We start from the raw sequence: 23,727 nt of genomic DNA on the forward strand, positions 1-23,727 counted from the left end.
TGGTCTCGGTCTGAGCCGAGTCGCACGTCCTGGTCTCGGTCTGAGCCGAGTCGACCGATCTGGTCGCGCTCCGGTCAGGACTGGTTACTGCCTGATCGAGCTGGTCACGGTCTGATCCGGTCCGGTTCGAACATTTGAGGGCCCTTGCCTGCCGGCAAGGGCCCTCGGCTTTTGCCCCGCTACCCGGGGACGGTACGGTCGAGCTTCGTAGTGGCTGTCCAGGAGGGGTGGAGAGGGCGTCGATGGCGATTGCCAAGGCAGAGCGGCTGATGAATCTGGCGCTGTGTCTGCTCGGGACCCGGCGACCGCTGAGCAAGCGTGAGCTGCGCGGTTCCATCGAGGCCTACCTCGAAGCCAACTCGGACGACAGCTTCAACCGGATGTTCGAGCGCGACAAGGACGATCTGCGCGAACTCGGCCTCGTCATCGAGACGGTGGAGAACCTGGACGGTGAGGTCGGCTATCTCGCCCGCCGCGACTCCAACCACCTGCCTCCGGTGACCCTCGACGCCGAGGAGGCCGCCGCCCTCGGCGTCGCCGCCAAGGTCTGGCAGCAGGCCCGGCTCGCCGGCGCGGCCAGCGGCGCCCTGCAGAAGCTGCGCGCGGCAGGCATGCCCGAGGACGTGGACCCGTACGAGGCCCACGGCGCCCTCGAACCCCGTATCCCCGTTCATGAAACGGCCTTCGAGCCGCTGATGCTGGCCTGCCGCGACCGCAGGCCTGTCGTCTTCGACTACCGCAAGGCCACCGCCGCGCGCCCCGAGACCCGGCATGTCGAGCCGTGGGCCCTGGAGTGCTGGCGCGGCCACTGGTACCTGGCCGGATGGGACCGCGACCGCGGCGCCGAGCGGGTCTTCCGGCTCTCGCGGATCACCGGCAAGGTGCGTTCGCGCGCGGGCAAGTTCACCGCCGAGATCCCCGATGTCGTCACCGTCCGCGAGACCGTCGCGGGCTGGGCCGGCGAGATCACCGACCGGACCGCGTTGATCAGGCTCCGCACGGAGGCCGGCTACCCGCTGCGCGCCAAGGCCACCCGCGTACGGGAACTCGGCGACGGCTGGGACGAGTTGGAGATCCCGTACGGGCACGGGCTCGACGCCTGGCTCGTGGAGTTCGGGCCCGATGTGGTCGTGCTGGAGCCCGCGGAGCTGCGGGCGGATGTCGTGGACCGGCTGCGCGCCGTGGCCAAGGGCTGAGGGGGAGCGGAACAACTCATGGCTGCCAATGCCATCGACCAGACACGGCGCATGCTGTCCCTGGTGACCTATCTGCGCGAGCGCCCGGGCGCCCGCGTCGCCGATGTCGCGCGCGCCTTCGGGGTCACCGAGGCCGAGCTGATCTCCGACCTCGACGTACTGCCGCTGTGCGGGACGAGCTTCCGCGGCGGTGATCTGCTCGACATCGACACCGACGGCGAGCGGATCTGGTGGCACAACCCTGACGACGTGGCCGCCCCGCTGCGGCTCGCCGCCGACGAGGCCACCGCGCTGCTCGTGGCCGCACGCGCCGTCGCCACCCTGCCCGGTCTGCGCGAGAGCGACCGGGAGGCGCTGGTGCGCGCCACGTCCAAGCTGGAGGCGGCCGCAGGCGAGACCGCCGCGGCCGGCGACCGGCTCTCGGTCACCTTCGAGTCCGAGGGCGGCGTCTTCGCCGAGGTCGACCGGGCCATCTCCGAGCGCCGCCGGCTCTGGGTGCGCTACTACTCGCCGGCCCGTGACGAGCTCACCGAGCGCGAGGTCGACCCGATCCGGCTGTTCGCGCTCGGTCACACGTACATGGAGGCCTGGTGCTACCGCTCGGAGGCGCGGCGCACCTTCCGGCTCGACCGGGTCGCCGAGATCCGGATCCTCGACGAGGCCGCCGCACCGCCGGAGCTCGAGCTGCGGGACCTGTCCGAAGGGCTTGTACAGCCCTCGGCCGACGACCCCGAGGTCGTGGTCGAGGTCGGCCCCGGCGGACGCTGGGTCGCCGAGTACTACCCGCACGACAGTGCGGAGGAGCTGCCCGAAGGCGGGCTGCGGATCACGCTGCGCACCCCCGACCCGGCTTCGCTGAAGCGCCTCGCGCTCCGGCTCGGCAGGGACGGGCACATCGTGGCACCGCAGGACCTGGCGGACAGTGCGCGCACTTCGGCCAGGGCGGCGCTCGAGGCGTACGAGCAGAACTGATCAGGTCGGCGAGCAGGACTGGTCGAGGCGTACGAGCAGGGCAGAACGAGACGTACGGGCAGGACCGGGAGGAGCTGTGACGGTGCGGACACTGGATGCGTCGGGCGGGGTGGACGAGTCGGGCGGCTCGGGCGGTCTCGCGGGGCCGTGGAGTGCCGGAACGGTGGGGCGCTGGTACTCGCCCAACCTCGAGACAGGGTCCAGTAATTCGGAAATGTCCGGATTTGGCCGTACGGTGGCGGGCGCACCGGCCGTCTTCCGCGCCGGATGTTCCGACTGCCGTTCCCGCTTCGTACTCGCCGCCCAGGCACTGCGGTTGGTGATGGGCGCCAGCGAGCGCACCACCTTCTACTCCTTCACCTGCCCCGACTGCGGCTCGTCCGTCCGCAAGCCGGCGGGGGAGCGGATCGTCGAACTCCTCACGCATGGTGGGGTGCGGACCCTGCGACTGCACTCCACGGTCTAGGCTTGCGCCCATGTTCTGGCCCATGATCGCGATCGCACTCGGCTTCCTCGGGCTCGTGGTGCTCGCCTTCTTCGCCGTCCGGGTCTTCGTCGAGGTCCGACGCCTGGGTGCCCAAGTGACCGAGACCTCACGGCAGATCAGCGCCGCCTCGAACGATCTCGAGCGGGCGGCCGAGGGTATGGCGCGTGCGGGGCGCGAGGCCCTGTAGAGGCAGCTGCCGTTTAATTGACCGGCGCACTCTCCAACTTGCCTGGCCCGACAGGTACGCTGCTGAGGCAGTGGCCCGGCAAGGAGGCGTCGGGTCAGCAACCGGGAGTACGCACAGGCATTGCCTCAGGTTCACTCCCGGGGGTTACGATCGCTGTCAGCGCGGTGATCGGATGTCTGTCCGGTCCGCCGGGCACACGTTCCCTGTCGCCTCGGTGAAGAAGGTAAACAGCTATGAACCTCGGGGCCACCGAGATCATCCTGATCCTCGTTGTCGTACTCCTGCTGTTCGGGGCCAAGCGCCTTCCCGACATGGCGCGCTCGCTCGGCAAGTCCGCCCGCATCCTCAAGAGCGAGGCGAAGGCGATGAAGTCGGACGACACGAAGGACGGCACGACGTCCCCGGCGCAGCCCGCCCCCGAGCAGCAGGCTCCGCGTACGATCCAGGCCGCACCTGGCGACGTGACCAGCTCGCGCCCGGTGACCGAGCCGACGGACACGACGCAGCGCTGACCGCAGAGCAGGTCACGTCCGACCTGCCGTACGAGATAGGGACGTGGGTTGCTCAAGTCTGCCCGCAAGCAGGAGAGGGATCCCGAGGGGCGTATGCCCCTCGTGGAGCACCTGCGTGAGCTGCGCAGTCGCCTGACCAAGGGCGTCATCGCCATTGTCGTCGTCACGATCGTGGCCGCGTTCTTCAGCAAGGAACTGATGGATTTCCTTGTGAAGCCGGTGCCGGCCTGTGACGTCGGACTTGGTGAGTCGACGGGAGGCGAGTGCGCGGTCGTCTCCTTCAACACCCTGTTGTCGCCCTTCTCCGTGACGATCAAGGTCAGCTTGATGGCCGGCATCATCGGGTCCAGCCCGGTGTGGCTCTATCAACTGTGGGCGTTCGTCGCGCCGGGCCTGCACCAGCACGAGAAGAAGTACACGTACGCATTCGTGGCGGCCGCCGTGCCGCTCTTCGTCGGTGGCGCCTACCTCGCGTACGTCATCCTGCCGGTCAGCATGGAAGTGCTGCTCGGCTTCACGCCGGACGGTGCGTCGAACCTGCTCACGCTGGACGACGTGCTGGACTTCACGACGCGCATGCTGCTGATCTTCGGCCTCGCGTTCGAGCTGCCCCTTCTGCTGATCATGCTCAACATGACCGGTGTGGTCACCGGAAAGCGGATGGCGCACTGGTGGCGCGGCGTCATCATGGGCGTCTTCGTGTTCGGTGCGGTCGCCACGCCGACCACCGACCCGGTCGGCATGATCGCTCTGTCCGGTCCGATCGTGATCCTCTACTTCATGGCCGTCGGCTTCTCCTTGCTCAACGACAGGCGGCGGGATCGCAAGAACCCCGACGCGGGCCTCGATGACGACGAAGCCTCCGACCTGGACCTCACCCCCGAGGACATCGGCGAAATCGAAACCGTCTCCGCCTCCAAGGCCCTCCCCGAGCAGGCCTCCGGTGACGGTGAGCGGCGGATGAACGGTTACGACGACGTCACCTGACCTTGTAGGGTCCGGGCCGTGACCAGCGAGATCACCCTCTTCGTCAATCCCACCGCGGGACGCGGCCGGGGCGCCCACGCGGCGCAGCCGGCCGCTCGCGCGTTCCGGGACGCCGGATTCTCTGTCCGTACGATCGTCGGCGAGGACGCCGACGACGCCCTGAGACGGGCGCGGGAAGCCGTCGGCCAGGGGACGGGCGCGTTGGTCGCCGTCGGCGGGGACGGGATGATCAACCTCGCGCTCCAGGCCGTCGCCGGGACGGACACTCCGCTCGGGATCGTCGCGGTCGGCACCGGCAACGACTTCGCCCGCGCCCTGGACCTGCCCATACGCGACCCGGAAGCCTCCGGCCGGCTCGCGGCCCGGGCGCTCAAGGGCGCCACGACGCGCGCCGTCGACCTGGGCCGTATCGGCGACCGCCTCTTCGGCACCGTCCTCGCCTGCGGCTTCGACTCGCGGGTCAACGACCGCGGAAACCGGATGCGTTGGCCCAGCGGCCGCTTCAAGTACGACCTGGCGATGATCGCGGAGCTGGCCGCGTTCAAGCCGTTCCCCTTCCGGATCCGGCTGGACGACGGGCCCGTCCACGAAGTCGACGCGACGCTGATCGCAGTCGGGAACGGATCCTCGTACGGCGGTGGCATGCGGATCTGTCCCTCGGCCGCGGTCGACGACGGGCTTTTCGACGTGACCGTCGTGGGGGACTGCTCGCGGGCGACGCTGCTCAAGGTGTTCCCGCGGGTCTACAAGGGGACGCATGTCGACCACCCCAAGGTGACCGTGCACCGCGCCGCGAAGATCACGGTCGAGGCGGCCGGCATCACGGGATATGCCGACGGGGAGCCACTGGGTCCGTTGCCACTGACTGCCGAGTGCGTGCCGGGCGCTGTTCGCGTCCTGGCCGAACAGAGCCTCGTAGCCGAGTAGGGCCTCCTGGCCGGGTGAAGCCTCGTCGCCGGGTAAAGCCTCGTTGTCGGGTCAACAAAGATCGCGACGCTGTCAGTGCCTGCGGGTAGGCTCGAAGCAAGATGACAGAGGACCTCTCACCGGCCGAGCGATATGCGGCAGCACGGGTGCGCGCTGCCGAGCAGGCCACCGCACTCGCGTCCTTCCGCGAGATGTACGAATTCGGTCTCGACCCCTTCCAGATCGAGGCCTGCCAGTCGCTGGAAGCGGGCAAGGGCGTCCTTGTCGCCGCCCCGACCGGCTCCGGCAAGACGATCGTCGGCGAGTTCGCCGTGCATCTCGCCCTCGGACAGGGCAAGAAGTGCTTCTACACGACGCCGATCAAGGCGCTGTCCAACCAGAAGTACGCGGACCTGGTGAAGCGCTATGGCGCGGACAAGGTCGGCCTCCTGACGGGTGACAACAGCGTCAACTCCGAGGCGCCCGTGGTCGTGATGACCACCGAGGTGCTGAGGAACATGCTGTATGCCGGCTCGCAGTCGCTGCTCGGCCTCGGCTATGTGGTGATGGACGAGGTGCACTACCTCTCCGACCGCTTCCGTGGCGCCGTATGGGAAGAGGTGATCATTCACCTTCCCGAGTCGGTCACGCTCGTCTCGCTTTCGGCCACGGTGTCGAACGCGGAGGAGTTCGGTGACTGGCTCGACACGGTGCGCGGGGACACCGACGTGATCGTGTCCGAGCACCGGCCCGTGCCGCTGTTCCAGCATGTGCTCGCCGGGCGGCGGATGTACGACCTCTTCGAGGAGGAGTCGGCTGCCAAGAAGCGCGAGGTCAACCCCGATCTCGTACGCATGGCGCGGCTCGAGGCCAGCAGGACGCCGCATGGCCCCGGCCGGCGGCGCGGACGCGAGGCCGACCGGGAGCGGGAGCGCCGGCAGCGCTCGCGGATCTGGACGCCGTCGCGGCCCGAGGTCATCGACCGGCTCGACAGCGAGGGCCTGCTGCCCGCGATCACCTTCATCTTCAGCCGGGCCGCCTGCGAGGCAGCCGTACAGCAATGTCTGTACGCGGGGTTGAGGCTGAACGACGAGGACGCGCGGCTCAGGGTGCGCGAGATCGTCGAGGAGCGCACGGCGGCGATTCCGAACGAAGACCTGCACGTCCTGGGGTACTTCGAGTGGCTCGAAGCCCTGGAGCGGGGCATCGCGGCGCATCACGCGGGCATGCTGCCGACCTTCAAGGAGGTCGTCGAGGAGCTGTTCGTACGGGGCCTGGTCAAGGCTGTCTTCGCCACCGAGACGCTGGCGCTGGGCATCAACATGCCAGCGCGCTCCGTGGTGTTGGAGAAGCTCGTCAAGTGGAACGGTGAGCAGCACGCCGACATCACACCCGGTGAGTACACGCAGCTCACGGGCCGTGCGGGGCGGCGTGGCATCGACATCGAGGGCCATGCGGTGGTGCTGTGGCAGCGCGGCATGAACCCGGAGGCGCTGGCGGGCCTGGCCGGTACGCGTACGTATCCGCTGCGCTCCAGCTTCAAGCCCTCGTACAACATGGCGGTCAATCTGACCCAGCAGTTCGGGCGGCATCGCTCGCGTGAGCTGCTCGAGACCTCGTTCGCGCAGTTCCAGGCGGACAAGTCGGTCGTCGGGATCTCGCGCCAGGTGCAGCGCAACGAGGAGGGGCTCGACGGGTACAAGGAGTCGATGACCTGCCACCTCGGGGACTTCGAGGAGTACGCGCGGCTGCGGCGCGAGCTCAAGGACCGCGAGACCGAGCTGGCCAAGCAGGGCGCGGTGCAGCGCCGTGCCGAGGCGGCCGTGGCCCTGGAGAAGCTCAAGCCGGGCGATGTGATCCATGTGCCGACCGGGAAGTACGCGGGGCTCGCGCTGGTGCTGGACCCGGGGCTGCCCGCGGGACGATCCAACGGGCATCGCGGCTTCGAAGCCCACGACGGTCCGCGTCCGTTGGTCCTCACCGCGGAACGGCAGGTCAAGCGGCTCGCGTCGATGGACTTCCCGGTGCCGGTCGAGGCGCTCGACCGGATGCGGATCCCCAAGTCGTTCAACCCGCGCTCGCCGCAGTCCCGTCGCGATCTCGCCTCCGCCCTGCGTACGAAGGCCGGGCACATCCGGCCCGAGCGGCACCGGCGCGGACGTGCGGAGGCGGCCGACGACCGCCAGATCGCACGGCTGCGGGCGGAGCTGCGGGCGCACCCGTGTCACGGCTGCGACGAGCGGGAGGACCATGCCCGCTGGGCCGAGCGCTACCACCGGCTCCTTCGCGACACCAAGCAGCTGGAGCGGCGCATCGAGGGGCGGACGAACACGATCGCCCGCACCTTCGACCGGATCGTCGCCCTCCTCACCGAGCTGGACTATCTGCGCGGCGACGAGGTCACGGAGCACGGAAAGCGGCTCGCGCGGCTTTACGGCGAGCTCGATCTGCTGGCTTCGGAGTGCCTGCGCGAGCGGGTCTGGGAAGGCCTGACACCGGCCGAACTGGCCGCCTGTGTCTCGGCGTTGGTGTACGAGGCGCGTCAGAGCGATGACGCCATGGCGCCCAAGCTGCCCTCGGGCAAGGCCAAGGCGGCGCTCGGCGACATGGTGCGGATCTGGGGCCGCCTCGACGCGCTCGAGGAGGACTTCGGGATCAGCCAGACGGAGGGCGTCGGGCAGCGCGAGCCCGATCTGGGATTCGCGTGGGCCGCTTACATGTGGGCCTCGGACAAGGGTCTGGACGAGGTGCTGCGTGAGGCGGAGATGCCCGCCGGTGACTTCGTGCGCTGGTGCAAGCAGGTCATCGACGTGCTCGGGCAGATCGCGGCGGCCGCGCCCAAGGAGGACAGCACCGTGGCGAAGAACGCGCGCAAGGCCGTGGATGCGTTGCTGCGCGGGGTGGTTGCGTACTCGTCCGTGGGCTGAGTGCTTGGTCGAGGTGTTCGCTGTGAGGCCGGTGCGCCGTTCCCTGTCGGGGGCGGCGCACCGGCTTTTTCCACAGGCGGTGGCGGCGGGTGGGGGTGTTTGTCGTACGAGTGGGGCGTCATGATCTCGAACGGTTATCCACAGGGGTGGCGGTGTGTTCGAGGCTCCGATTTCATGGCGTCACATGCGGCGCCGTGAACGAACTGCGCCACCAGGGAGGGGAGTTCGACCATGACCACGGAGTCTGCTGCGGGCGTCGACGCACGGCCGCAGGGCCCCGAGCTGGTGCCAGGTCCGCGCGGAGTGCCCCTGCTCGGCAATCTGCCGCAGTTCGGCAAGGACCCCCTCGCGTTCTTCGAGCTGCTGCGGGAGCGGGGCGAGATGGTCGGCTGGCGGTTCGGCCGCACCTCATGTGTGTTCCTCACCGAGCCGGACCACATAGGGGAGTTGATGCGGGAGATCGAGGGGACTTTCGATCAGCCCGACCTGGGAATCGCCTTCCGTACGGTGATGGGCAACGGCGTGACGGTCGCCAAGGGCGGGGACTGGCGGCGCAAGCGATCGCTGGTGCAGCCCTCGGTGCGGCCGAAGCAGGTCAAGTCCTATGCGCAGACGATGGCTTCCTGTGCGATCGAGGTGGCCGAGTCCTGGTCGGACGGGCGGCGGATCGACATCAAGCGGGAGATGGCGACCCTGACCCGCAGGATCGCCGTGTCCACGATCTTCGGTGTGGACACCGAGTCCGACTCCGAGGCGATCGGCGAGGCCATGGAGGTGGCCCTCAAGGAGATCGGGGCGGAGTTCAGCGGGCTCGGTGCGGTGTTGCCTGACTGGGTACCGACGCCCGGGCGGGCGCGCATCAAGAAGGCCGCGGCCGTGATCGACGCGGAGGTCGCCCGGATCGTCGCGGCGCACCGGGACGCCCCCGACGAGCGGCCGGATCTCCTGAGCCAGCTGCTCACAGCCCAGGACGAGACGGGCGCGCGGCTCACGGACGTCGAGATCCGCGACGAGGCGGTCACGCTGTACATCGGTGGCCATGAGACCACCAGCTCGACCCTCGTGTGGGCCTGGCACCTGCTCTCCCGCAACCCCGGGGCGCGGGCGGCGCTGGGTGAGGAACTGGACCGTGTACTCGGCGACCGCGACCCGGGCTTCGAGGACTACGCGGACCTTCCGTACGCCCAGGCAGTGGTGAAGGAGACCTTGCGGCTGTACCCGACGATCTGGCTGCTCACCGGTCTGGCGAAGGAGGGCGCGTCGATCGGCGGGCGGCCGATCCCCAAGGGCACCCGGGTGTGGAGCAGCCAGTGGGCGACGCATCGCGATGCGCGCTGGTACAAGGATGCTGACGCGTTCCGCCCCGAGCGGTGGGCGGGGGTGGAAGGTGAGGAGATACCCGAGTATGCCTGGTTCCCGTTCGGTGGTGGGCCGCGTGTCTGCCTCGGGGCGCGTTTCGCCATGGTGGAGGCGGTGCTGATCCTGGCAGTGATCGCCCGGCGCTTCGAACTCCTGGTGGACCAGGAGGAGATACGTCCGGTGCCGTCGCTCACGCTGCAGCCGGACCGGGAGGTCACTGCGATGGTGAGGGGGAGGACCGGCTGAGCCCGGGTCCGTCCGATGCATTCCGCCGGACAGACCCGGGACTCGATGGAGGTCAGCGCTTGAGCGTGAAGGTGAAGTCCTCCGCGACTTTGCCGGTCAGGCGGACTGCCGAGACGAGCTTCCCCTCCGTGATCCGTCTCTCGACTTCCGCGCGCGACAGGTTGCAGCCCGTGGCGATCAGTCGTGTGGGCCGGACCGGGATGCGCGCGGTGAAGCGGACCGTGATGTCGATGACGTCACGGTCCAGGTGATCCGATCCGTTGGTGTCCAGACGCCAGGCGCCCGACCAGTCGAGGGCTATGCGATTGCGGTGCTGCACGGCCGGATTCTGGAGCAGTTCGGCGACCAGGCCCAGGTCGTTGTCGTGCAGCCGGGCGAGCAACTCCGGCTGCACGGAGCGCACTTGCGTCCGCTCGAGGAGGGGGAGCTTGGCCGTGTCCCCGCACGAGGTGCAGAGCACGAGAAGCCAGGCGTCGATGAGCTTGTGGTGGGCATTGACGCGGAATTTGCCGCTGGGCCGGAAGCGGTCGGATGCGCAGGAATGGCAGCGGCGCAGAACGTGGGGGAGGCAAGTGGGCATGACAACCCAGTGATTGAGCACAGGGGTACACCGGTTTCAGTGAGAAGTCCGCAGCAGGAAGCAGCGCGGCGCACGGAGTGCGGCGCGCGACGAATCAGCGCTCGGGAGGTCTCACACGGTGTACAACGGCACGTCCTTGCCCCAGACGACCAGGTCGGGCAGCACGTTAGTGGGACGCGGTGGCGATGATCCACCGGTTTTTCGGGTGCCTGAGGGGAAAGGGGCAGCCTCGGTTCGGGGTGGCGGGCGTCAGTCGGGGGTGCCGGGATTGCCGAGCCACGCTTCGTACGCATCCCAGGCCTGAAGGGTGCGCCGGGTGGTGAAGTGGTGATCTCGGCCGGTCACCGGGTCAGTGAACTCGAGGGAGGTGGCGAGGAGTTGGAGCGGGCGGGAGAAATCTTCGGGTGCGGGCTGGTCGAGCACAACGGGATAGACAGGGTCGCCGAGCAGGGGCAGTCCGAGCGCGTTCATATGGACGCGCAGCTGGTGGGTGCGGCCCGTGCGGGGCCGCAGCCGGTAGTGGCCGAGGCGGGTAGGGGCGTGCCCCGCGACCGTGCGGTGGCCGAGCAGTTCGATATGGCTCTCCGCGTTGGGCTCGCCGGTTACCTCGCTCGCGGCGATCACGCCTCGTACCTTCTCGATCCGGCTGGTCACCGTGCGGGGCAGGGCCAGATCCGGCTGGTACGGGGCCACCGCCTCGTACTCCTTGCGGACCGCCTTGTCGCTGAACAGGGTCTGATAGCTGCCGCGCTCCTCAGGACGCACGATGAACATCACGACCCCGGCCGTGAGCCGGTCGAGGCGGTGGGCGGCGCTGAGTTGGGGCAGCCCCAGCTCTGTCCGCAGCCGGGCGAGGGCGGTCTGTGTGATGTGGGAGCCGCGGGGTGTGGTGGCGAGGAAGTGCGGTTTGTCGGCGATGACCAGATGCTCGTCCTGGTACAGGACATCGATCGGAAAGGGGACCGGATGCTCAGGAGCCAGCTCGCGATGGAACCAGATCAACTGCCCTCCCGCATAGGGGGCATCGGGTGCGAGCGGTCCGTCGGCGGTGACGAACTCGCCGGCGGCCAGCATCCCGTCGATGACCTCGGGCCCCGGGGCGAGCCGTTCGACGAGGTGATCGCGCACGGTGGCCCAGGCCCCGTCGGCCGGCAGCTTCAGTCGTACGGCATCCACGCCGTCGCGCTGGGGGAGGGGTGAGCGCAGGGAGCGCGACTTGCGGGTCATGGTGTGTCCAGCGTACGAGGCGGTGAGGCGCCCGCTCCCAGGTGGCGGGCGAGTGCGGCGAGGTCCGCGGCGCGCAGCGTCCGGTCGCCGTATCCCGGAAGCGGGACGTGCAGAGGGCCGGTCCAGTGTGCGGGGATCGAGGCGGCTCCGTACACCGCGCCCGCGAGCATGCCGGTGACCGCTGCCACCGTGTCCGTGTCGCCGCCGAGGTCGATGGCGGCGGCCAGCGCCCGGTCGAACGTGGAGGTGGTGCGCAGCGCCCAGAGGGCCGAGCCGAGGCAGGGCCAGACCGCGCCGTTGAACTCGGTGGCGTCCTCGGGGTGCCAGCCGTCGGAGAGGACGACGGACCAGCGTGCGCGGTGGTCCGGGTGCACCTGGGCCAGGGTCGCGGGGACCGCGCTGAGCGCGTCCTGGCCGTCGAGCGCAACCCGCACCAGCTCGTGCAGGACGGCGGTGCCCTCCCAGGCGGCGCGGTCGCCATGGGTGAGTGCGGCGATCCGGCGAGCGGCGTCCATCGTGGCGGCGCGTCCGGACGGGGCGAAGTGGACGGCGGAGGTGCTGGCCCGCATCAGCGAACCGTTGCCCGCGGCGCGGAGGTTGAGCTGGAAGTGCAGTGCGGCGGCCATGTCCCAGGGTTCGCCGCTGGTGAGCACATCCTCCGTCTGGAGGCCGATGTCCTTGGGCTCGCCCGCGGCCCAGCGCTGGAACCGGGCGAAGACATCGGGGAGTTGAAGCCCGCCGCAGTCGAGGAGTGACTCGCCGACGAGCACGGCCATCTGCGTATCGTCCGTGGCCTCGCCGGGGTCCCAGCCACCGCCTCCGCACATCTCGCCTGTCCCGTCCGGGAACCGTCGGCCGAAGTCGCCGGGGGAGCCGAACTCGAACGGGGCCCCCAGGGCGTCACCGACGGCGGCGCCGACCACGGCTCCCACCTCGCGTTCTGTGCGCTGCATGGCCGCAAGCGTAGGGGCTGTCGCGAGCCATGGGATACGCGATAGGTCGCGTCTTGTCGGATCGCGATAGTGGCGATATATTCGTCCACGGATATTCGAGTACGAGCAAGGGTCGGAGACCGGGAAGGCAGGTGGGAGTGATGGCGGGCAAGCGGCGGAAGCTGAGCAATCCGCTGGCTCTCACGGTGCTGGTGCAGCTCGTCGAGCGGCCGATGCATCCGTACGAGATCGCGCAGACCTTGCGGCGGCGCGGGAAGGATGCCAGCACGAAGATCAATTACGGCTCGCTCTACACCGTGGTGCAGAACCTGGAGAAGCACGGCTTCGTGGAGGTCGCCGGGGTGCAACGGGAGGGGAACCGTCCCGAGCGCACCCTGTACGGCATCACCGAGGCCGGGCGGATCGAGATGGTCGAATGGCTGTCGGATCTGCTCGCCGTGCCGGCCGATGAGTATCCGACCTTCGAAACCGCCCTGGCCAATATGGGAGTCATCCCTCCCGACGAGGTCGTCCGGCTGCTCAAGGACCGGATCGCGACCTTGGACGTCAAGGCGGCGCAGGGCCGAGGGGCGCTGCAGAAGCTCTATGAGTCGCTGCCGCGCGTCTTCCTGGTCGAGGTCGAGTACCAGTTGCATCTGATCGAGGCCCAGCTCGCGTGGCTGCGCGGCTTTGTGGCCGAGGTCGAGGACGGCTCGCTCGAAGGGGTGGCCGGCTGGCGTTCCTGGCACGAGACCGGGGAGATCCCCGAGGAGTTCCTCGACTTGGAGGAGGGCGTGGACGGCGACGACTCGGCAGCCTGACGCCGGTACGTTCCGAAATCCGGCCCGTAGCGAAATCCGACCCGTAGCGAAATCCTGCCCGTACCGAAATTCGATCCGTACGGAAAAGAGAAAAGAAAGACCCCGGCGGTGCTGTTGCAGCAGCTTCCGCCAGGGTCGCGAACCCCGGACCGACCGCGGTGAGGCGGCCAGGCGATCGAGGTGCGGCACACCCAGGATAGCCCGGCGTTCTTGTCGTGGATCGGCTCCCTGACATGGAGAGATCCCGTCATGCAGTCATCACAGGGCTCCGCCCTGCCTTCGCGGACCACAGCGCCCGCGGTGCAGGCGTACGAGCTGACCAAGACCTATCCGGGGGATGTGACCGCGCTGAGCGGGATGTCCCTGACCGTCGAGGCGGGCACCGTGTTCGGGCTGCTCGGCCCGAACGGCGCCGGCAAGTCCACCACGGTGAAGATCCTCACCACGCTGGCCCGCCCCGACAGCGGCACCGCCGTCGTCGCCGGGCATGACGCGCTGCGTCACCCCGACCGGGTGCGTCGCGCCATCGGCGTCGTCTCCCAGAAGTCGGGCGCCGATCCGATGGCGACCGGCCGCGAGAACCTGCAGCTGCAGGGGCGCCTCTACGGGTTGCGCGGCGCGGAGCTCAACCGGCGCGTGGACGAGCTCCTCGAGCGCTTCGATCTGGCCGAGGCCGGCAAGCGCCAGGTCAAGGGCTACTCCGGCGGCATGCAGCGCCGGCTCGATGTGGCACTCGGTCTGGTGCACCGACCCGAGGTGCTCTTCCTCGACGAGCCCACCACCGGTCTCGACCCCGAGGCGCGTACCGCGATGTGGGACGAGATCGCCCGGCTCGCGGGCGACGAGGGCCTCACGATCCTGCTCACCACGCACTACCTCGAAGAGGCGGACCGTCTCGCCGAGCGCATAGCGATCGTCGACCGCGGCAAGGTCGTGGTCGAGGGCGCACCCGATGCGCTCAAGGGCGAACTGCGCGGTGACGCCGTGCACTTGGAGCTGCGCGGTCACGCGCAGGACTCCCGACTGCTCGAGGCCGCACTCGCCGGGCTGCCCGGCGTGTACGAGGTCCTGATCGACGGGCGCCGGATCAGCGTCCGGGCCGAGGACGGCGCGTCCGCCGTGCCGGCGTTGCTCGCCGCGCTGGAGCGGGCCGGAGCCGCGGTCGCCGCGGCCACCGTCGCCCGCCCCTCGCTCGACGACGTCTATCTCCGCTACGCCGGCCGCCGGTTCTCGGAGGCCGAGGCCTCCCACGACGCACCGCACGCCGAGCTCGCAACCGCCGGAGGTGCCCGATGAACACCATGACCGAGACGCTGGCGCAGAACTGGTTCATGACCCAGCGCCAGTTGAAGGCGATCGTCCGGCAGCCCGCGTACCTCGTGATGATGCTGGTGCAGCCCGCGATCTGGCTCTTCCTGTTCGGCAACCTCTTCAAGAAGGTCGTCGAACTCGGCGGCTTCGGCACCACGACCTATCTCGACTACCTGGTGCCCGGCATCGTGGTGATGAGCGCGCTCAGCTCCTCGATGTGGGCGGGCATGGGCACGCTCGAGGAGATCGAGCGCGGCACGCTCAACCGATTCCTGACCACACCCGTCAGCCGTGGCGCGCTGATGAACGCCAATGTCGTGCAGAACGGCGTCAGTACCGCGCTGCAGTCCGTGATCATCGTGCTGTTCGGCAAGCTGGGCGGCGCGGACTACCCGGGCGGGATCACCGGACTTCTGGTCCTGATCCTCGCCTCCGTGCTGCTCGGCGCGATATTCGGCGCCCTGTCCAACGCGATGGGCATGCTGGTCCGCCAGCGTGAGTCGATCATCGGCGTCAACACCTTCCTGATGTTGCCGCTGACCTTCCTGTCCACCGCGTTCATGGCCCCCGCCCAGATGCCCGGCTGGATGCAGGCCATCGCGGACTGGAACCCGGTCAACTGGGCGATGGTCGCGGGCCGTTCGGCCATGGCGGGCAGCCCCGACTGGGGCCTTGTGCTCAGCCGCGGCGGCGGTCTGCTCGTGCTGACGGTCGTGGCGGTGTGGCTGTCGACGCGGACCTTCCGCTCGTATCAGAAGTCGGTCTGACGCGAGGCGACACGGACAAGCGAAGGCGCCCGACGGGGTTCGAACTCGTCGGGCGCCTCCGCGGACTGGTGGTGCTCAACGCCGATCAGACCGGCATGGGCCACGCACGGAACTGCTTGGGGCGCGGCGGCGCGTACGTGCGGACCTTCGACGTGGTCAGGCCGAGACGGACCAGCGATTCCGCGATCGTCACCGCGGCGGCCACGCCGTCCACCACCGGCACTCCGGTGCGCTCCACCACGCGTTCGCTCAGGCCCGACATCCCGCCGCAGCCCAGGCAGATGACCTCCGCCCGGTCCTCCTCGACCGCGCGGACCGCCTCCTCCGCGATCGCCTCGACCGCGGCCGCTGGGTCACGCTCGAGTTCCAGTACGGGCAGTCCGCTCGCCCGCACGGAGGCGCAGCGGGCGGCCAGCCCGGCCAGGAGCAGACGGTCCTCGATGAGCGGGACGGCACGGTCGAGGGTGGTGATCACCGAGTAGTTGCGGCCGAGGAACTGCGCGGTGGCGGCGGCCGCTTCGGTGATGTCGACGACCGGCACAGCGAGCAGTTCCTGCAGACCTTCGCGGCCGTGTTCGCCGTAGCCGGCCTGGATCACCGCGTCGAAAGGCTCGGGGTAGGACCGTACGGTCTCCATCACGGCGATCGCCGCGAGATGGCTCTCGTAGTTGCCCTCGACCGATTCGGCGCCAAACGCCGGGGTGAGCGGCACGATTTCGGTGCCGGGGGAGGCGGCGGCCCTCGCCTGTTCACCGATGGTCTTCGTCATCGAATCGGTGGTGTTGACGTTGACGACGAGGATGCGCATAGGGGGTGTTCCTGTTTCGTTCGGTGGTTCGGCGGGGCGGCGGTTCGGCGGGGCGGCGTTCGCGTGCCGCCGTGAGGCGGTGACGCGGTGATTCGGCCGGGTGGTGAAGCGGTGATTCGGCCGGGCGGTGACGCGGTGCTCCGGTGTGGCAGTGGGGCGGTGGTTCGGCGGAGCGTGGGCCGGTCGGCTACGCGCTCGGTACGGCGATCGCCTCGCCGTCGACGTCCTCGACCGGCGTCGCGCCACGCCCCGGGAGGACGAGGTAGAGCAGCCCGGCGAGGATGGCGCCGATGAACCAGGAGAAGCCGGCGATGCCCGAGAAGTACGGCACCAGGGCGATGACGACGGCGACCGCCGCGGAGGGCACCAGCGCGGCCAGGGCCCGAGGGTTCACGCCACGGCGGTAGGCGTACGTGGCGGCGGGGTCCTCGCTGTACAGGTGCGGAACATGGACGCGCGTCCTGCGCAGCACCCAGTAGTCGGCCATCACGATGCCGAAGGCCGGCCCGAGCAGGGCGCCGAGGCCGCCGAGGAAGTAGTCGACGACGACCGGGCTGTTGTACAGGTTCCACGGCAGGATCACGAGCCCTAGTACGGCGCTGACGATCGCGGCCTTACGGAAGTCCAGCTTGCGCGGGAACAGGTTGACCAACGTGTAGACGGGCGCCACGAAGTTGGCCATCAGGTTCACGGCCACGGTCAGCACGATCAGCGAGAGCGAGGCGAGGGCGAGCAGCCAGGTGGAGGGGATCTGCTGCACGATATCGGCGGGGTTGGTGACCACCTTGCCGTCGAGCTTGAACTGCGCGCCGCTGAGGACGACCACGATGCCGGCGAAGAACAGCATGTTCAGCGGGATGCCGACCAGATTGCCGAGCAGGATCGAACGGTTGCTCTTCGCGGACCGGGTGAAGTCGCAGAAGTTCAGGACGAACGTGCCGTAGATGACCACCCACAGCGCGGCCGCCTCGAGGATGTGCAGCCAGCGGTCGACGCCGGTGAAGGGGCTGCCCGCGTCCATCGCGATCGACCAGTCCACCCGCGCGAGCATCCATACGGCCAGGGCCACGAAGGTGATCAGGACGGCGGGGGCCGCCACCGCGACGTACTTGCGGATCACGTCCATGCCGTAGCTGACGATCAGCACCTGGATGAGCCAGAGCACCAGGAACGAGGCCCAGCCGAGCAGGTCGAGCCCGAGGACGGACGTGTCCTGCCAGGACGCGAGGCCGGGGGCGATGGCGACCGCGAGGGCGGAGAGCACCGCGGAGGCGAGATAGGTCTGGATGCCGAACCAGGCGATCGCGACGCCGCCGCGGATCACGGCGGGGACCTGGGCGCCCCGTACACCGAAGGCGATACGGCTCATCACCGGGAACGGAACACCCGTCTTCGCGCCCATGTAGCCGGACAGGCTCAGCAGGACGAAGAGGAAGACGGAGGCCAGGACGAAGGCGCCGAGGATGTCCCATACGCCCATGCCGAGGGCGAACAGGCCGATCGCGAAAGCGTAGTTGCCCAGGCTGTGCACGTCGTTGGCCCACAGGGTGAAGACGTTGTAGCCGCCCCAGCTGCGGCCCGCCTTCTGCGTCGGGGCGAGGTCGGGACTGTAGAGCCGGGGGCTGGGGTCCGCCGGCGCGGAACCCGCGCCGGCGAGTGGCGCCTCGTCCGTACGCACCGAGGTCTGCGCTGTGGTCACACCGGCACCTTTCTTGATTTCGGTATACGAAATCTGTTTTCCAAGGAGGGGTGACCGGGACGCTACGGGCGCGCAGGCGCGCTGGTCAAGAGGTCTTGCCGACTTTTGGTATCCCAAACAAGCCCCCGTGCGCAGCGCGCCAAGCCTCCATGCGCAGCGCGCGAAGCCTCCGTGCGCAACGCACACAAAAGCACCCCACCGGCGAGTGCCGATGGGGTGCTGTGGTCGTGTTGCGGTGTTCAGGAAGCGGGTGCGGCTGCTTCCTGTTCCGCTTCCACCTGGGCGTTCCACTCGCGCTTGGACGCCTGCCAGCCGTCCTCGGTGTGGCCCAGACGCCAGTAGCCGGAGATCGACAGCTGCTCGCGCGCCACCCCTCGGTCCATACGCAGATGGCGCCTGAGTTCCTTGACGAAGCCGGCCTCGCCGTGGACGAACGCGTGGATTTCACCTTCGGGGAAGTCGAGGGCGCGTACGGCCTCGACGAGTGCTTCGCCGACCCGGCGGCCCTCGCGGTGCAGATACGTGATGTGGGTGCCGTCGGGGGAGGAGACCTTCTGCTCCTCCGTGGCGTCCTCGACCTCGACGTACGCGAACACGCGGGCGCCCTCGGGGAGTTGCTCGAGCGATGCGGCGATCGCCGGCAGGGCGCTCTCGTCGCCCGCGAGCAGGTGCCAGTCGGCGGTCGGCGACGGCGCGTACGCGCCGCCCGGGCCCAGGAAGCGGATCGTGTCACCGGGGCGGGCGTCACGGGCCCACGGTCCGGCCAGGCCCTCGTCGCCGTGGATCACGAAGTCGACGGTGAGTTCGCGCAGTTCGGGATCCCAGGCGCGCACCGTGTACGTCCGCGTCACCGGCCACTGTTCGCGCGGCAGCTCGGCACGGATCGCCTGGATGTCGAAGGGCTCGGGGTAGTCCACGCCGTCGGGCGTGAACAGGAGCTTGATGTAGTGGTCGGTGTACTCGTCGGCCGCGAAACGGGCGAGCCCTTCGCCGCCCAGCACCACACGCTGCATATGCGGGGTGAGCTGCTCGCTGCGGACCACTTCCGCGAGATGGGTCTGCGGTGCCTTGCGCGCCGGGCGTTCCGCCACGACAGCCTCCCCTGATCGGCAAACTTAGGTCTGCCTAAGTTAACACCCGTCAGGAAAGGAGTGGAGGGGGCGTCGCGTGATGCGGCACCCCTCCATCAACCGTGCCTCAGCCTGCCAGCGTCGTGACCAGGCGCTTGAGCGGAGTGCCGATGCCCCAGCGCTCGGCGAGATCGTCCAGCGAAGCCGGGTCGCGCGGCTCGCTCGGAAGGGCCAGATCGATGTCCGGTACCGGCACGTCCGTGGCCACCCGTACGACCTTCGGTGCGACCTTGACGTACGGCCGCGACGCGTCGAGCTTCGTACGCTGCGACGGCGTGAGCTTGGACTTCGGATCGTCGACCGCGGCCATGATGCCGGCCAAGTCGCCGTATTCCGCGAGCAGTTTGGCCGCGGTCTTCTCGCCGACGCCGGGTACGCCCGGCAGGCCGTCGCTCGGGTCGCCGCGCAGTACCGCGAAGTCGACATAGCCGGGCCCGCCGCCTTCGAGGGCGTACTTCTCGCGCAGCCAGGCCTCGTCGGTGAGCTGCAGATTGCCGACGCCCTTGATCGGATACAGGACGCGGATGCCGCGCTTGTCGTCGACCAGCTGGTAGAGGTCGCGGTCGCCCGTGACGATGTCGACCGGTCCCGTGGCGCGGGCGGTGAGCGTGCCGATGACGTCGTCCGCCTCATAGCCGGGCGCACCGATCCGGGCGATGCCCAGCGCCTCCAGGACGTCGATGATCACCGGGACCTGCGGCGAGAGCGTGTCGGGGATCTCCTCCGCGTCGGGGCCGGTCTCCATCTCCTCGGCGACGCGATGCGCCTTGTACGAGGGGATCAGATCGACCCGCCACTGCGGGCGCCAGTCATCGTCCCAGCAGGCGACCAGCTCGTCGGGCCGGTGGTCCTTGACCAGGCGGTCGATGAAGTCGATCAACCCGCGCACCGCATTGACCGGTGTGCCGTCGGGGGCCTTCATCGACTCCGGGACACCGAAGTAGGCGCGGAAGTAGAGAGAGGCGGTGTCGAGAAGCATGAGCCGTCGGGTTTGCGTCACACCTCGCATCATGCCGCACCCCACCGACAGCGGGCCTTGCGGACGACCGGGTTCGAGGGTGCCTCTCCCGACCGGGTCCGTGCATGCACCCCGTCCGTGCATGCACCCCGTCCGTGCATGCACCCCGAGGACGCGCGGGAGGCTCGCGGCCTAAAACCCTCGACCTAAAGAAATTGTGAAGCGGATCACTTTCCGTTTGCCCTGAGAAAAGCCCGGGCAGGCGCGCACGCGGAGCGGACCCGTGCCGGATACAACCATTTCCGGGCCGGGCAGCGGGCGGACCCCGTGCAGCTCCACGGCCCGCCGGCGGGGGAGGCGGGCCGTAGTTACGTACGACAGATGAGGTTTTATGTCCAGGCTCCAGGCGGAGCACCTGTACAAGGTGTTCGGCAGAAGGCCCGATGACGCGGTGCGCCGGCTCGAAGCAGGCGCGGACCGCGACGAACTGCGTGCCGAAGGCACCACGGCAGCGGTGATCGACGCCTCGTTCACCGTGGAGCCGGGGCAGATCTTCGTCGTGATGGGGCTGTCCGGCTCCGGGAAGTCCACGCTCCTTCGCATGCTCAACGGGTTGCTGGAGCCCACCGCCGGACGCGTGCTGTTCGACGGTGACGACATCACCCACCTGAACCCGAAGAAGCTGCGCGAGGTGCGCTCGAAGAAGATCAGCATGGTCTTCCAGCACTTCGCGCTCTTCCCCCACCGCAGCGTCCTCGAGAACGCCGCGTACGGGCTCGAAGTGCAGGGCGTCGCCAAGGAGGAGCGCCTGAAGCGCGCCACCGAGGCGCTGGAACTGTGCGGTCTCAAGGGCTGGGAGAAGTCCTGGCCCGACGAGCTCTCCGGCGGTATGCAACAGCGTGTGGGCCTGGCCCGCGCGCTCGCGACCAATGCGGACCTGCTGCTCATGGACGAGTCGTTCAGCGCCCTCGACCCGCTGATCCGCCGCGATATGCAGGACCAGCTGCTCGAACTGCAGAAGACCCTGAAGAAGACCATCGTCTTCATTACCCACGACCTCAACGAGGCCATGCGCCTGGGCGACCAGATCGCGGTCATGCGCGACGGACGCATCGTCCAGACCGGCACGGGTGAGGACATCCTGGTCCGTCCGGCCAACGACTATGTGCGCCGGTTCGTCGAGGACGTCGACCGCAGCCGGGTGCTCACCGCGGGTTCGATCATGGAGAAGGTCGCCGCGGGCGCCGAGTTCGGCGACGACGAGAGCTCCTGCAGCGTCGAGACCCCGGTCGCGGAGCTCTTTGCGACGCTCGCCGAAGGCACCACCGAGATTCAGGTCACCGACGACGAGGGTGACCTCGTCGGCGTCGTGGCGCGCGAGAAGGTGCTCTCCGCGCTCGCGGACGAGGCGCAGATCGAGCCCGTCGCCCTGGCCGGGGCGGTGCAGGACACCGTGCCTGCCCCGCGCGAGACCGTGAAGGCGGTGGCGACCGATGCCTAGGCTCGAATTCGGCTCCTGGGTCGAGGACGCGGTCGCCTGGCTGCAGACCCATCTCGGCTGGCTGTTCGACTTCGTCAACAGCGTGCTCGAGGGCATGTACGACGGCGTCAACTCGGTGCTGGGCGGCGGCGAACCGCTCCTGGTCGCCGGCATCTTCGCCGTGATCGCCTGCTGGCTGCGCGGACTGCTCCCCGGTGTCCTGGCGTTCGTGGGCTTCGCCCTGATCGACTCGCTCGGTCTGTGGGACGACGCCATGGCGACGCTGTCCCTGGTGATCGTCGCCGCGGTGATCACCGTGGTGCTCGCCGTGCCGCTCGGTGTCTGGGCCGCGAAGAGCAAGCGGGTCAGCGGTGCGATACGCCCAGTGCTCGACGTCATGCAGACCATGCCGGCGTTCGTGTACCTGATCCCCGGCGTGATGTTCTTCGGCGTCGGTGTCACCCCCGGTGTCATCGCCACCATCGTCTTCGCGATGCCGCCCGGCGTCCGGATGACCGAGCTGGGCATCCGCCAGGTCGACGGCGAACTGGTCGAGGCCGCCGAGGCCTTCGGCACCAGCCCCAAGCACACCCTCACCCGGGTGCAGCTGCCGCTCGCGCTCCCGACGATCATGGCCGGTATCAACCAGGTCATCATGCTCGCCCTGTCGATGGTCGTCATCGGCGGTATGGCGGGTGCGGGCGGTCTCGGCGAGAAGGTGTACGCCGCGATCACCCAGCTCCAGGTCGGCCTCGCCGCCGAGTCCGGTGTCGCCGTGGTCATCCTGGCCATGTACCTGGACCGCATGACCGGCGCCCTCAACCAGCGCGTCTCGCCGCTCGGCCGCCGCGCCGCCGCCAAGGCCGCGGCCGCCGCGGGCCGCCTCAAGTTCGTGCACTACAAGCCCGGTACCGCCATCGCCACGATCGGCGTGGTCGTGCTCGCGCTTGTCGCCGGCGGCATGAACTTCGCCGGTTCCAAGGACGACTCCGGTGCGCAGACCGCCGCCGCCGACGTCGGCAAGGGCAAGAAGATCAACCTGGGCTACATCCCCTGGGACGAGGGCATCGCCTCCACCTACCTGTGGAAGGAGCTCCTGGAGCAGCGCGGTTACGAGACGGACATCAAGCAGCTCGACCCGGGCCCGCTCTACTCCGGTGTCGCGCGCGGCGACATCGACTTCCAGACCGACGCATGGCTCCCCACCACGCACAAGGACTACTGGGACAAGAACGCCGAGAACCTCGAGGACCTCGGCTCCTGGTACGGCCCGACGTCGCTCGAGCTGACGGTGCCTTCGTATGTGAAGGGCATTGATTCGCTGGAGGACCTGAAGGGTCAGGGCAAGAAGTTCAAGGGCAAGATCATCGGCATTGAGGCCAGTGCCGGGATGATGAAGACCTTGAACGAGAAGGTTCTGAAGGAGTACGGCCTGGAGGGCGAGTACGAGGTCGTTTCCTCGTCCACGTCTTCGATGCTGGCCGAGCTGAACCGCTCCATTCAGAAGAAGGAGCCGGTCGTGGTGACCCTGTGGTCGCCGCACTGGGCGTACGGCAAGAACGACCTGAAGAAGCTCGAGGACCCGAAGAAGGCCTGGGGCGAGGGCGAGCAGATCCACACCGTCGCCCACAAGGGCTTCTCGAAGAAGGACCCGACGGTCGCCAAGTGGCTGAAGGACTTCAAGCTGGACGAGGATCAGCTCACCAGCCTGGAGAACGAGATCAAGGACGCCGGCGAGAACAACGAGCAGCAGGCCGTCAAGACCTGGCTCAAGAAGAACCCGGGCCTTGCCGACAAGCTCGCCCCCGTGCCGGGCGGCGGTGCCAAGGCGCAGGGCAGGGACGCCGGCAAGACGGTCAACATGGGCTACTTCCCGTGGGACGAGGCCATCGCGTCCACCTACCTCTGGGAGAACATCCTGGAGGACCGTGGCTACAAGACCACGAACAAGCAGCTCGACCCGGGCCCGCTCTACACCTCGCTCGCGCAGGGGCAGATGGACGTCCAGTTCGATGCGTGGCTGCCGACGACACACAAGGACTACGTCGACCGCTACAAGGACAAGCTCACCGACATCGGGTCCTGGTACGGCCCGACGTCGCTCGAGCTGACGGTGCCTTCGTATGTGAAGGGCATCGATTCGCTGGAGGACCTGAAGGGTCAGGGCAAGAAGTTCAAGGGCAAGATCATCGGCATTGAGGCCAGTGCCGGGATGATGAAGACCTTGAACGAGAA

21 protein-coding genes are annotated in these 23,727 nt (G+C 68.8%); 14 read left to right on the plus strand and 7 right to left on the minus strand.

From position 1 onward, the window contains the following. Positions 1-242 precede the first annotated feature (242 nt). The 9 genes from ABT367_RS04705 (at position 243) to ABT367_RS04745 (ending at position 9,779) form a co-directional block, all read left to right on the plus strand. Positions 243-1,196, plus strand: a complete 954-nt coding sequence (locus tag ABT367_RS04705) for a helix-turn-helix transcriptional regulator (protein WP_352249572.1) — start codon at positions 243-245, stop codon at positions 1,194-1,196. An 18-nt stretch (positions 1,197-1,214) separates the two neighbouring features. Further along, positions 1,215-2,168 carry a helix-turn-helix transcriptional regulator gene (locus ABT367_RS04710; RefSeq protein WP_352249574.1) on the plus strand — a complete coding sequence of 318 codons (954 nt, stop codon included), beginning with the start codon at positions 1,215-1,217 and terminating at the stop codon, positions 2,166-2,168. A gap of 214 nt (positions 2,169-2,382) precedes the next feature. After that, positions 2,383-2,634, plus strand: a complete 252-nt coding sequence (locus ABT367_RS04715; protein ID WP_352249636.1) for a hypothetical protein — start codon at positions 2,383-2,385, stop codon at positions 2,632-2,634. Between the two features lie 10 nt (positions 2,635-2,644). Further along, positions 2,645-2,842 carry a hypothetical protein gene (locus ABT367_RS04720; RefSeq protein ID WP_352249576.1) on the plus strand — a complete coding sequence of 66 codons (198 nt, stop codon included), beginning with the start codon at positions 2,645-2,647 and terminating at the stop codon, positions 2,840-2,842. Between the two features lie 233 nt (positions 2,843-3,075). Beyond that, a complete protein-coding gene (gene tatA / locus ABT367_RS04725) occupies positions 3,076-3,354 on the plus strand; it encodes a Sec-independent protein translocase subunit TatA (protein WP_352249578.1) in 279 nt (92 codons plus the stop codon). A 93-nt stretch (positions 3,355-3,447) separates the two neighbouring features. Then, on the plus strand, positions 3,448-4,341 hold the full coding sequence (gene tatC / locus ABT367_RS04730; RefSeq protein WP_352249580.1) for a twin-arginine translocase subunit TatC: 894 nt from the start codon (positions 3,448-3,450) through the stop codon (positions 4,339-4,341). A gap of 18 nt (positions 4,342-4,359) precedes the next feature. Then, positions 4,360-5,268 (plus strand): diacylglycerol kinase, encoded by a 909-nt coding sequence (locus ABT367_RS04735; RefSeq protein WP_352249582.1) that lies wholly within the window; start codon positions 4,360-4,362, stop codon positions 5,266-5,268. Between the two features lie 101 nt (positions 5,269-5,369). Further along, entirely contained in the window at positions 5,370-8,174 is a 2,805-nt protein-coding gene (locus tag ABT367_RS04740; RefSeq protein WP_352249584.1) for a DEAD/DEAH box helicase, read from the plus strand. 231 nt (positions 8,175-8,405) lie between these two features. After that, entirely contained in the window at positions 8,406-9,779 is a 1,374-nt protein-coding gene (locus ABT367_RS04745; RefSeq protein WP_352249586.1) for a cytochrome P450, read from the plus strand. A gap of 52 nt (positions 9,780-9,831) precedes the next feature. On the opposite strand, the gene ABT367_RS04750 is transcribed toward ABT367_RS04745, so the two are convergent. From ABT367_RS04750 to ABT367_RS04760, 3 genes are all read right to left on the minus strand, one after another. Beyond that, positions 9,832-10,380, minus strand: a complete 549-nt coding sequence (locus ABT367_RS04750) for a DUF1062 domain-containing protein (RefSeq protein ID WP_352249588.1) — start codon at positions 10,378-10,380, stop codon at positions 9,832-9,834. Positions 10,381-10,608: 228 nt separating this feature from the next. After that, the gene (locus ABT367_RS04755) at positions 10,609-11,586 is read right to left on the minus strand and encodes a pseudouridine synthase (protein WP_352249590.1); all 978 of its coding nucleotides are present in this window, start codon (positions 11,584-11,586) and stop codon (positions 10,609-10,611) included. Continuing rightward, positions 11,583-12,539: an ADP-ribosylglycohydrolase family protein gene (locus ABT367_RS04760; protein WP_352249592.1), complete on the minus strand. Its 957-nt coding sequence runs from the start codon at positions 12,537-12,539 to the stop codon at positions 11,583-11,585. The genes ABT367_RS04755 and ABT367_RS04760 overlap by 4 nt, the downstream gene beginning before the upstream one ends. Before the next feature lie 140 nt (positions 12,540-12,679). Between ABT367_RS04760 and ABT367_RS04765 the strand changes: the two genes are divergently transcribed. The 3 genes from ABT367_RS04765 (at position 12,680) to ABT367_RS04775 (ending at position 15,417) form a co-directional block, all read left to right on the plus strand. Continuing rightward, on the plus strand, positions 12,680-13,339 hold the full coding sequence (locus tag ABT367_RS04765) for a PadR family transcriptional regulator (RefSeq protein WP_352249594.1): 660 nt from the start codon (positions 12,680-12,682) through the stop codon (positions 13,337-13,339). A gap of 249 nt (positions 13,340-13,588) precedes the next feature. Continuing rightward, on the plus strand, positions 13,589-14,635 hold the full coding sequence (locus ABT367_RS04770; protein ID WP_352249596.1) for an ATP-binding cassette domain-containing protein: 1,047 nt from the start codon (positions 13,589-13,591) through the stop codon (positions 14,633-14,635). 5 nt (positions 14,636-14,640) lie between these two features. Next, on the plus strand, positions 14,641-15,417 hold the full coding sequence (locus ABT367_RS04775) for an ABC transporter permease (RefSeq protein WP_352249637.1): 777 nt from the start codon (positions 14,641-14,643) through the stop codon (positions 15,415-15,417). Positions 15,418-15,502: 85 nt separating this feature from the next. On the opposite strand, the gene ABT367_RS04780 is transcribed toward ABT367_RS04775, so the two are convergent. The 4 genes from ABT367_RS04780 to ABT367_RS04795 form a co-directional block, all read right to left on the minus strand. Then, positions 15,503-16,225, minus strand: coding sequence for an aspartate/glutamate racemase family protein (locus ABT367_RS04780; RefSeq protein WP_352249598.1), 723 nt, complete (start codon positions 16,223-16,225; stop codon positions 15,503-15,505). A gap of 187 nt (positions 16,226-16,412) precedes the next feature. Further along, complete coding sequence (locus tag ABT367_RS04785) at positions 16,413-17,903, minus strand: NCS1 family nucleobase:cation symporter-1 (protein ID WP_434975400.1); 1,491 nt, start codon at positions 17,901-17,903, stop codon at positions 16,413-16,415. A gap of 260 nt (positions 17,904-18,163) precedes the next feature. Beyond that, positions 18,164-19,015, minus strand: coding sequence for a siderophore-interacting protein (locus ABT367_RS04790; RefSeq protein WP_352249602.1), 852 nt, complete (start codon positions 19,013-19,015; stop codon positions 18,164-18,166). Between the two features lie 106 nt (positions 19,016-19,121). Beyond that, the gene (locus ABT367_RS04795; protein WP_352249639.1) at positions 19,122-20,063 is read right to left on the minus strand and encodes a 5'-3' exonuclease; all 942 of its coding nucleotides are present in this window, start codon (positions 20,061-20,063) and stop codon (positions 19,122-19,124) included. Positions 20,064-20,403: 340 nt separating this feature from the next. Here ABT367_RS04795 and ABT367_RS04800 point away from each other — a divergent pair, with 340 nt between their 5' ends. Next, on the plus strand, positions 20,404-21,513 hold the full coding sequence (locus ABT367_RS04800) for a quaternary amine ABC transporter ATP-binding protein (RefSeq protein ID WP_352249604.1): 1,110 nt from the start codon (positions 20,404-20,406) through the stop codon (positions 21,511-21,513). Next, a partial coding sequence (locus tag ABT367_RS04805; protein ID WP_352249606.1) for a glycine betaine ABC transporter substrate-binding protein occupies positions 21,506-23,727 on the plus strand: 2,222 nt, incomplete at its 3' end. The genes ABT367_RS04800 and ABT367_RS04805, both read left to right, overlap by 8 nt.

The sequence above is a fragment of the Streptomyces mesophilus genome (assembly GCF_040300965.1).
Lineage (GTDB): Bacteria > Actinomycetota > Actinomycetes > Streptomycetales > Streptomycetaceae > Streptomyces > Streptomyces mesophilus_A.